We start from the raw sequence: 9316 nt of genomic DNA on the forward strand, positions 1-9316 counted from the left end.
ATTGCCAACTCAGCCTGTACCGATAATTGCGAAACTACTCGCACCTATCGCACGACCGTACCCGTTACACTAAGCTTCGAACAAATTCGTTCGGGCATTGCCTCCGAAGCACCACAAGATTTAAAAAATCCTGGCAAAATCTACGTAAAAGACAACTACATCTTTGTCAACGAAGTAAAAAAGGGCATTCATATCATTGACAATACCAATCCTCAGCAACCTCAAAATATTGCTTTCTTAAAAATCCCAGGCGTTGTCGATATGGCTGTGAAAGAGAATACCCTTTATGCCGATAATTACATGGATATTGTTGCTTTTGATATCACCAATCCGAAAGCAGTTAAAGAAACGGGCCGAGTAAAAGATGTCTTTCAGAATGGTCTTACAGATGGCATTTCTTGGTATTATAACCCTCAAAATCAGACAGTTACTGATTACGAAGTAAAAATCGTAACTGAAAAAGTTCGTAGTGATTGTGGACAAGGAAGTAACGTAAATCCGATTTATTATTATGGTAATGATATAGCGTTTAAAAATGGAGCCGTACAATCTGGAGCCTCAGGTGCAAGCGGAGCTGCTGGGGCAGCAGGAGCAACAGGAACAGGCGGCTCAATGGCTCGTTTTACAATTTATGACAATTACCTATACACCGTTTCGCAGTCAGACCTATTGCTTTTCAATATAAAAACCCTTAATCAGCCCACTCAAATGAGCAAAATCAATTTAGGTTGGGGAATTGAAACTATTTTTCCTTACAAAGACAAACTGTTTATCGGCTCAAATACAGGGATGTACATTTTCGATAATAAAAACCCTGAAAAACCTGAACGTTTGTCCATCTTCCAGCACGCACGTGCCTGCGACCCAGTAGTTGTACATGAGGATATCGCTTACGTAACACTTCGCACAGGTTGGTGCGGAAACGCCCCTAATCAACTTGATGTTGTCAATGTATCGAATCTTACGTCACCAAGACTCATCAAAAGTTATCAAATGCAACAGCCAGCAGGCTTAGGTATTGATTTTCCGAATCTTTTTATTTGTGAAAGTCAGTATGGTCTAAAATCTTTTGATGCGACCTCTGCCACGAATATTACGCTTCAACAGCACATCGAAAAGATTAATGCCTACGATGTAATTCCACTCGAAGGAAAACGCCTTTTGATGGTCGGTAAAGATGGTTTGTATCAATACGATACCTCAAACCCTAAAAGTTTGAAACAACTAAGTGTAATTGCTGTAAAACGAGAAAACTAAACCCAATCAAAATCATGAAAAAGTCATTTATCTTAGCTTTGATGGGAATTATTAGTTTTTTCCCATCTTTTGGACAAAAAGAAACAAAAGATTTCTTTAAAAAGCATCCTTTTGTAAATATCACCGAACTCGGAACTCTCTTGGGCCGAAGCAAATTCCAAACTTATGCCTACTACAGAAGCTTCTACCCTCAACCCATTCTGTACCAAATTCAAAATAGAGTAAATTTTTCTTTACAGACATTCAATGGAATTTATTTAAACCCAAAAACTGCGGTTGGTCTTACGGTCGGTGTTGACTCTTATGGGCCAACGGTACTGATGCCCATCTCGGCAGGTATTCGTAGAAATCTGGTTCAGAAAAAGCAAGGTGGTAGTATTTTGCTTGGCAGCTTAGATGCTGGCTACTCTACTATTTGGCTCAATGAAGACAATACAGGTTTCAGGACAACGGGGGGCTTAATCATCTGTCCAACAATCGGTTATAAATTTCCAATGCGAAATGGCTCGGCATGGCTCTTAAATTTTGGTTATCGTTTCCAACGTGCTGAGTATGCACAAGAACGCACCGAAGACCAGTTCTACTGGACAGAATCAAACGAAGTAAGAAACTACCGCCGAATGGTTGTAAGGTTTGGCATTGAGTTCTGAAGTTAAGTTTATACTATACCACGGAGGTACGAATTACATAGATTTTCACAGAATTGTCTCTGTGTTAATTCATGTAATCAGTGCCTCCGTGGTAAATCTCTATAAATACGGTTTTCTTTGGTTTTGATTAAGTAGAACTTTTATCTTTACTGAAAAACATCAACCAAAGAAAACCAATAATGAATAAGCCCTTCCTACTCTTCATTTGTTTACTATCAAACTTCACAATTTTTGCTCAAAAAAAACGAGCAAGAGATTATGGCATCGAAATCGGCGTACTTCGCACTGGTAAACTCAATGCCATTACTGACGTTACGGGTGTAAAGGTCGGGCAAGTTACTTTCCACCAACCCGATGGTGTACACACGGGCGTAACAGCCATTCTGCCACACGATAAAAATATCTTTCAAAATAAAATTCCTGCGGCTATTCATATCGGCAATGGTTTCGGAAAACTAGCGGGTTATTCGCAAGTAGAAGAACTGGGTAATATCGAAACTCCGATTGTACTGACCAACACACTCTCAGTACCAACAGCCTCGGCAGCAATCATTGATTTTACTTTTCAATCTCCCGAAAACAAAGACGTCAGAAGCGTAAACCCCATCGTAGGCGAAACCAACGATGGCGGGCTGAACGACATACGTAGAAGATTTATTACGAAAGAACACGTACTGGAAGCTCTCAAAAAGGCTCAAACAGGGCCACTGGAAGAAGGAAATGTTGGTGCAGGTGCAGGAACCGTCTGCTTCGGGTTTAAGGGCGGAATTGGCACTTCTTCAAGGATTCTACCAAAATCGAAAGGTGGATATACGGTTGGGGTTTTGGTTCAATCTAATTTTGGTGGTGTACTTCAAGTAAATGGCGTACCTGTTGGCATCGAAATGAAAAAACACAAATTCAGCAAAATTGATGAAGCCTACAAAGATGATGGTTCTTGTATGATTGTAATCTTGACCGACGCCCCACTCAGTGCCAAAAATCTAAAGCGTCTGGCCGCACGAGCAATGTTGGGTTTAGGCCGAACAGGAGGAATGGCAGCCAACGGCAGCGGCGACTATGTAATTGCTGCTTCAACGGCCGAAGATTTAAGAATAGCACACAATTCCGATTCTATGCATGAAACTTTTAAAGTATTGAGAAACAACGACTTAGATTTACTTTTTGAAGCAGTAATCGAAGCAACCGAAGAAGCTATCATCAACTCACTCTTTGCAGCAGAAACTTTGACAGGCTTTGAAAACACTAAAGTTGAAGCCTTACCGATTGATAAAACTGTCGAAATTTTAAAGAAATATAACAGAGTAAAATAAACCCTATAAATATAAAAAGCCTCGAAATTCGAGGCTTTTTATATTTATAGGCAAACTCGGAGGCGGCCGACGCTCGGTTCGCCCCACAATGTTATGCTTCGCCCATTGGGCCACCAAAGTTCATTGGAAAAGGCAATGCTTCATTTGTTTCTCTGATACTGCCAAAATTATCTTCGTATTTAGCGATGTTATCCTGCAACGCAGTCAATAAACGTTGTGCGTGTTCGGGTGTCAGAATCACCCTTGACTTTACTTTTGCCTTCGGTACACCGGGCATTAATCTGATAAAATCAATTACGAATTCGGTATTCGAGTGAGCAATCATTGCTAGGTTTGCATAAACACCTTCGGCCATTTCTTCCGATAACTCAATATTTATCTGCTGTTCAGGTTCGTCCTGAATGTCTTTTCTTTTTGCCATTATTATTTGTAAATTAAGATGGTTGGGAGTCATCATTTCGTTTCAATAACCAAATATAGAAATCATTTTCTGAAAATGAAAATTAGCCCCCAATTTGTTATTCTATGGTCAGAATGTTCGAAAAAGTTGCATTATTTCACTGCTTCTCGTACTCTTAACAGTTTTTCAAGCAAGCCTTCGAGCTTATCAAGAGCCAGCATATTGGCACCATCTGACTTCGCCACCGATGGATTGGGATGCGTTTCTATGAATATACCATCTGCTCCGACGGCAATGGCAGCCTTAGCAATTGTCTCGATAAGAGCTGGCTTTCCGCCTGTCACACCCGACGATTGATTTGGTTGTTGAAGCGAATGTGTGCAGTCCATCACGATTGGCACATTGAATGCTTGCATTTCAACAATATTTCTATAATCAACCACAATATCTGAATATCCAAACGAATTACCGCGGTCAGTCAGCATCACATCAGCATCTGGATTGACGGCTTTTACTTTTTCAACGGCAAAACCCATTCCCGAGCCGTGCATAAACTGTCCTTTCTTTACGTTTACTGCTTTGCCTGTTTTTGCAGCAGCTACCAAAAGCTCAGTCTGACGACAAAGAAAAGCAGGAATCTGCAAAACATCAACGTATTGTGCCGCCAAAGCCGCCTCTTCTGATTCGTGAATATCCGTAACGGTCGGTACTTCAAAAGTCTGTCCAACCTCTTTCAAAATCCCCAAAGCAAGCTCATCTCCAATGCCTGTAAACGAATCAAGTTTAGTACGATTTGCTTTTCGATAAGATGCCTTAAAAATATAAGGAATAGCGAGTCGGTCAGTGATTAATTTTATTTTTTCAGCAATTTCCAACGCCATATCTCGCCCTTCAACAACACATGGCCCAGCGATTAAGAAAAAATTGCCCGAATCCTGATTTTTTAAATGATTGATTTTCAATGCTTTGTCTATTTTTATAATAATTATTAACAATTCTTTTATTTGTTAACTGAATATTTTTCAAGGCAAATTGGGCATTTTTCATAACATTTTACCCAATTTTTCGTTGCAAAAGAGCAATTTAACAAAATCTACTGCAAAGGTCTAAACAATTCTCGTACTAAAAAAATTTCCTGTATTTTGTTGTTTTCGTTTAAAAGCGTTTTCTTTGCAGTCGTTTTTCACCAAACTACAGTTCAAAATGTCAGCAATTGCAACTAAAGTAACGCAAATTATCGTTGAGAAACTCGGCGTTGATGTATCAGAAGTAACTCCAGAAGCTTCATTCACTAATGACTTAGGAGCCGATTCACTCGACACCGTAGAATTGATAATGGAATTTGAAAAAGAATTTAATGTCTCTATTCCAGACGACCAAGCAGAAAATATCCAGACAGTAGGTCAGGCTATCACTTACTTGGAAGAAAATTCTAAATAAGTATTCTTAGTACCGAGTGCCGAGTATCGAGTTTGGTATGCTTAAATCTTTTTCGTATTTATCCATCCGAACTCGGTACTTCGAACTCTGTATTCTTTTACTTTGACAAAAACATTTACACTTTATGGCATTCAAACGAGTAGTTGTAACAGGATTAGGAGCATTAACACCTATCGGTAATACGGTAGAAGAATTTTGGCAAGGGCTATCAACTGGCAAAAGTGGAGCGGCTACCATCACCAGATTCGATGCAAGTAAGTTTCGTACGCAATTTGCCTGTGAAGTAAAAGACTTTGATGTTACGAAGTATATCCCACGTCAGGATGCTCGTAAAATGGACTTATTCACCCAGTTTGCAATGGTAGTTGCCGAAGAGGCAATCAAAGATTCTGGTCTTGATTTAGAAAGTATCAATAAAAATAAAGCAGGAGTAATTTGGGGATCGGGTATCGGTGGTTTGAAAACTTTTGAAGAAGAAGTTATCAATTTCTCGAACGGCGACGGAACTCCGAAGTTTAACCCATTCTTTATTCCAAAAATGATTGCAGATAGTGCTTCGGGCCAAATCTCAATCAAATATGGTTTCCGTGGACCAAACTACATCACGGTTTCGGCTTGTGCCTCAACCAACAATGCCATCATTGATGCCTTCAACTACATTCGTTTGGGCAGAATCAATCTTTGTATTTCTGGTGGCTCAGAAGCAGCCGTAACTCAAGCGGGTATCGGTGGTTTTAATGGTCTGCGTGCCATGTCGGAAAGAAACGACGACCCAGCAACGGGTTCTCGTCCGTACGACAAAGACCGTGATGGTTTTGTATTGGGCGATGGTGGTGCAGCCTTGATTTTAGAAGAATACGAACACGCTGTAGCTCGTGGTGCTAAAATCTATTGCGAAATCATCGGTGGGGGTATGTCATCCGATGCGTATCACATTACAGCTCCACATCCAGAAGGTGAAGGTGCATACTTATCAATGGTAGATGCCCTTGATGATGCTGGTATCAAACCAGAAGAAGTTGATTATATCAATACGCACGGTACATCAACTCCACTGGGTGACCCACAAGAAATTAAGGCAATTGAAAAATTATTTGGCGACCATACTTACAAAATGAGTATCAGCTCAACCAAATCAATGACTGGCCACTTATTGGGTGCCGCTGGTGCAGTTGAATCGGTTGCTGCAGTTTTAGCAATCAAACATCAGGTAGTTCCACCAACAATCAATCTCTTCAATATTGATGAATCAATTGACCCTCGAATAGATTTGACACCAAATGTTGCGAAAGCTCGAAAAATAGATGTAGTTTTGAGTAATTGTTTTGGTTTCGGTGGGCATAATGCTACGTTGATATTTAAGAAAATTTAATTACGAATCGTGTTGTCGGAAGTTAGTAACTCTTTTTGGGGATTTTTCAAAACTGATGCTAAAGAACGCAGTTTTAGAAAATCAGTGGAGCAGATAATTGGCGAAAAGCCAGGTAATTCTTTGCTCTATCAGCTTGCTTTTAGACACACCTCTGCATCGAAAGAAACAAATATTGGTGGTTTCAGAGAATCAAACGAAAGACTCGAATACCTCGGAGATTCGGTTTTGGGTATGATTGTAGCTGAATACCTCTTCAAAAAATATCCTTTCAAAGATGAAGGTTTCTTAACTGAGATTCGTTCTCGAATTGTAAATCGTGAATCTTTAAATATTTTAGCACGTAAGATAGGTTTAGAGCGACTCATTGAGTTCGATGGACAAAGAGTCGCTCACAACCGCACTTCAATGTATGGCGATGCCATGGAGGCTCTTATCGGGGCAATTTACTTAGATAAGGGGTTTCGATTTACGAAGAAGTTTATCTTAAAAAAACTTCTTGCCAACTACTTCGACCTTGATACGGTCATTCAAACTAACACAAACTACAAGAGTATTCTTCTGAGTTGGTCGCAACAAGAAGGCAAGCGTGTTACTTTCGAGATTATTCAAGAAAACGGCAAACACCACCACAAAGAATTTGTGGCTCAGGTTTCGGTCGATGGCGAAGCTGTGAGTAAGGGTGGGGGATGGAACAAAAAGAAAGCCGAACAAGAAGCAGCACGCCGTGCTTGCGAAGCTTTGGAGATAAAATCTTAATCGAGATTAGTTACTGGTTATTTTTTTAAGAAGCGTTGAAGTCTTCCACAAGTTTATTAGTTTGATGGTTTTCTCCGTAACCTTATTTTTCGCTTCATTTTTTTGCATTTGCCCTTGCTCTTAGTAAAATGATTTGAATTTATTTGCAGAATCCCTACAAGTATCTATTTTTGTGATTTGATAGAATTCAACCACCATTACTTATAAGCTGCCATTTGTTGAAACTTTTACCTAAAATAACTTTCGGCCTATTACTATTTTTAACCTGCGGTGTTTCATACTCCCAAAAGGTAAATATTCAGGTATTACAACAAGGGACATCCTATTCGGATTCGTCTTACTATGATATCATACCCGTAGGCGACAAATTTTGGATAGGAGGGAAATATGGCACACTCAAATCTATCGACACCGAAGGAAACCTTTCGAACATCAGCTACCCCAGCGAAAACGTTGATATTTATAAATTAGACCATTTCGATAAAGAAAACCTGATCATTAGTGGCGATAAAGGCGTTGTTTATAAGCATAATCTGACTACCAATACTTGGGAAACAATCAAAATCAAAGGCTACGAAAAAGCGTGTTTCTATAATCTTACGATTGTGAATGATTCAACAGCTTTTATCTGTGGAGGTAATTCTGCCATTGCACATTCCGAAAAGACAGTTCCGTTTGGCTTTATTCTGAAAACAACCGACAGAGGCAGAACTTGGAAACGTGTGTATAAGAATGCCTTCAAAATGGTGTGGTGCGTAAAATACAATGAATTCGATAAAAAGGTTTATGCTTTGATGTACACACCCAACAAAACTCATTTGTATGCTTTTGAAAATGAGCAATGGGACAAGAAACAAAAAATAGGTAATAGCATCTTCCACGAAATTCAGTTTGAAAACTCGAAAGACTTTATCGCAATGGGCGGCTGGATGGGAAAAAAAGGCCGTATTCACAACCAAAAGCAAAAGTTGGAGATTCCTACTTCTGGTTTACTTTGGGGCCGTGTAGCCAACGAAAAATACGAAATTTATTCTGCTTGCAACGGTCAAGTCGTATTGGGAGATAAAACTGGCAATTATCAAGTCTTTGGTGAAAAACTCAATAAGGCATTTAATATTTACGAAACTGTTTTTACATCTCCTACAACTGCTATTTCGATTGGTAGTGCCAGAACGATTCTTTTACTTAAAATAGTTGAAGATAATAATACTGGTCATTTATCTGTTGGTAAATAATTCAGCTTGACTAATAGCTCCTACAAATTTGCTAATTCAAAAGCATCTTCTTAATTTTAAAAACTTTCAAAGATATAAAGTAGGTCTTTCAAAAATTTTAAAATTCAACGCTCTAAAACAATGAAAAAAATAATGGTTTTGGCACTTGTTGCTTGTAGCACTTTTGCCCATGCCCAAAAAGGCAAAACAGTAAACTTGTTTGACGGTAAAACGACCAACGGCTGGCATACTTGGCACGAAACAACAGTAAAGGGTTGGCACGTAATGGATGGCATATTAATGACACACGGTGGAAATGGAGATTTGGTTTCGGATAAAGAATACGAAGATTTTGAGTTGACTTTTGAATTTAAAGTGGCACCTAAAGGCAATAGTGGTGTCATATATAAAGTGTTGGAAACACCCGATGCCAAAGCTTCGTACATGTCGGGGCCAGAGTACCAAATTATTGATGATAAGAATTACCCGTCACCGATAAAAGATGTGCAGAAAACCGCCGCAAACTACGATATGCAGGTTCCTGCCGACCTAACGGTTGTAAAGCCAGCAGGGCAGTGGAATACTGGTAAAATCATTGTAAAAGATAATCATGTTGAACATTGGTTGAATGGCAAGAAAATGGTTGAATACGAATACGGTAGCACCGATTGGCAGGTGATGGTAGCCAGAAGCAAATTTGCCAGTTGGGACTTCGCAAAAGCTCATGCTAAGGGAAAAATTGCTCTTCAAGACCACGGAGATATGGTGTCGTTTAAGAGCATTAAGATTAAAGAGTTATAAATAGTAAATAGTCCACAATTTACCTATTTGTCAATTAAGTTTGGCTTGGTATTTAACAAAAAAGGAGAGCCGTTAAAAGCTCTCCTTTTTTGTTTTTGTATTATCTTATTAAA

General features: G+C 39.3%; 10 protein-coding genes. 8 read left to right on the plus strand and 2 right to left on the minus strand.

What is annotated here, in order from left to right; genetic code table 11:
- From ACOVO2_RS13800 to ACOVO2_RS13810, 3 genes are all read left to right on the plus strand, one after another.
- A complete protein-coding gene (locus tag ACOVO2_RS13800; protein WP_421770541.1) occupies positions 1 to 1257 on the plus strand; it encodes an LVIVD repeat-containing protein in 1257 nt (418 codons plus the stop codon).
- A 14-nt stretch (positions 1258 to 1271) separates the two neighbouring features.
- A complete protein-coding gene (locus ACOVO2_RS13805; protein ID WP_421770542.1) occupies positions 1272 to 1907 on the plus strand; it encodes a hypothetical protein in 636 nt (211 codons plus the stop codon).
- A 179-nt stretch (positions 1908 to 2086) separates the two neighbouring features.
- On the plus strand, positions 2087 to 3220 hold the full coding sequence (locus ACOVO2_RS13810) for a P1 family peptidase (RefSeq protein WP_421770543.1): 1134 nt from the start codon (positions 2087 to 2089) through the stop codon (positions 3218 to 3220).
- Positions 3221 to 3311: 91 nt separating this feature from the next.
- Here the strand turns inward: ACOVO2_RS13810 and ACOVO2_RS13815 are convergent, their stop codons facing one another.
- Both ACOVO2_RS13815 and kdsA read right to left on the minus strand, forming a co-directional pair.
- Positions 3312 to 3641 (minus strand): DUF3467 domain-containing protein, encoded by a 330-nt coding sequence (locus tag ACOVO2_RS13815; protein ID WP_188767456.1) that lies wholly within the window; start codon positions 3639 to 3641, stop codon positions 3312 to 3314.
- Positions 3642 to 3772: 131 nt separating this feature from the next.
- Positions 3773 to 4582, minus strand: coding sequence for a 3-deoxy-8-phosphooctulonate synthase (gene kdsA, locus ACOVO2_RS13820; RefSeq protein WP_421770544.1), 810 nt, complete (start codon positions 4580 to 4582; stop codon positions 3773 to 3775).
- A 241-nt stretch (positions 4583 to 4823) separates the two neighbouring features.
- Here kdsA and ACOVO2_RS13825 point away from each other — a divergent pair, with 241 nt between their 5' ends.
- From ACOVO2_RS13825 to ACOVO2_RS13845, 5 genes are all read left to right on the plus strand, one after another.
- Positions 4824 to 5060, plus strand: coding sequence for an acyl carrier protein (locus ACOVO2_RS13825; RefSeq protein ID WP_188767452.1), 237 nt, complete (start codon positions 4824 to 4826; stop codon positions 5058 to 5060).
- Between the two features lie 124 nt (positions 5061 to 5184).
- Positions 5185 to 6432 (plus strand): beta-ketoacyl-ACP synthase II, encoded by a 1248-nt coding sequence (gene fabF / locus ACOVO2_RS13830; RefSeq protein ID WP_421770545.1) that lies wholly within the window; start codon positions 5185 to 5187, stop codon positions 6430 to 6432.
- Between the two features lie 9 nt (positions 6433 to 6441).
- Positions 6442 to 7188, plus strand: coding sequence for a ribonuclease III (gene rnc / locus ACOVO2_RS13835; RefSeq protein WP_421770546.1), 747 nt, complete (start codon positions 6442 to 6444; stop codon positions 7186 to 7188).
- 218 nt (positions 7189 to 7406) lie between these two features.
- Entirely contained in the window at positions 7407 to 8423 is a 1017-nt protein-coding gene (locus ACOVO2_RS13840; RefSeq protein WP_421770547.1) for a WD40/YVTN/BNR-like repeat-containing protein, read from the plus strand.
- Positions 8424 to 8543: 120 nt separating this feature from the next.
- Complete coding sequence (locus ACOVO2_RS13845) at positions 8544 to 9203, plus strand: 3-keto-disaccharide hydrolase (RefSeq protein ID WP_421770548.1); 660 nt, start codon at positions 8544 to 8546, stop codon at positions 9201 to 9203.
- Positions 9204 to 9316 lie beyond the last annotated feature (113 nt).

Source organism: Emticicia sp., from assembly GCF_049241225.1.
Taxonomy (GTDB): domain Bacteria; phylum Bacteroidota; class Bacteroidia; order Cytophagales; family Spirosomataceae; genus Emticicia.

Coding starts and splice junctions, on each gene's coding strand:
- fabF (WP_421770545.1), top strand. CDS start 5,185: ATGGCATTCAAACGAGTAGTTGTAACAGGATTAGGAGCATTAACACCT.
- ACOVO2_RS13845 (WP_421770548.1), top strand. CDS start 8,544: ATGAAAAAAATAATGGTTTTGGCACTTGTTGCTTGTAGCACTTTTGCC.
- ACOVO2_RS13815 (WP_188767456.1), bottom strand. CDS start 3,641: ATGGCAAAAAGAAAAGACATTCAGGACGAACCTGAACAGCAGATAAAT.
- ACOVO2_RS13810 (WP_421770543.1), top strand. CDS start 2,087: ATGAATAAGCCCTTCCTACTCTTCATTTGTTTACTATCAAACTTCACA.
- ACOVO2_RS13805 (WP_421770542.1), top strand. CDS start 1,272: ATGAAAAAGTCATTTATCTTAGCTTTGATGGGAATTATTAGTTTTTTC.
- ACOVO2_RS13825 (WP_188767452.1), top strand. CDS start 4,824: ATGTCAGCAATTGCAACTAAAGTAACGCAAATTATCGTTGAGAAACTC.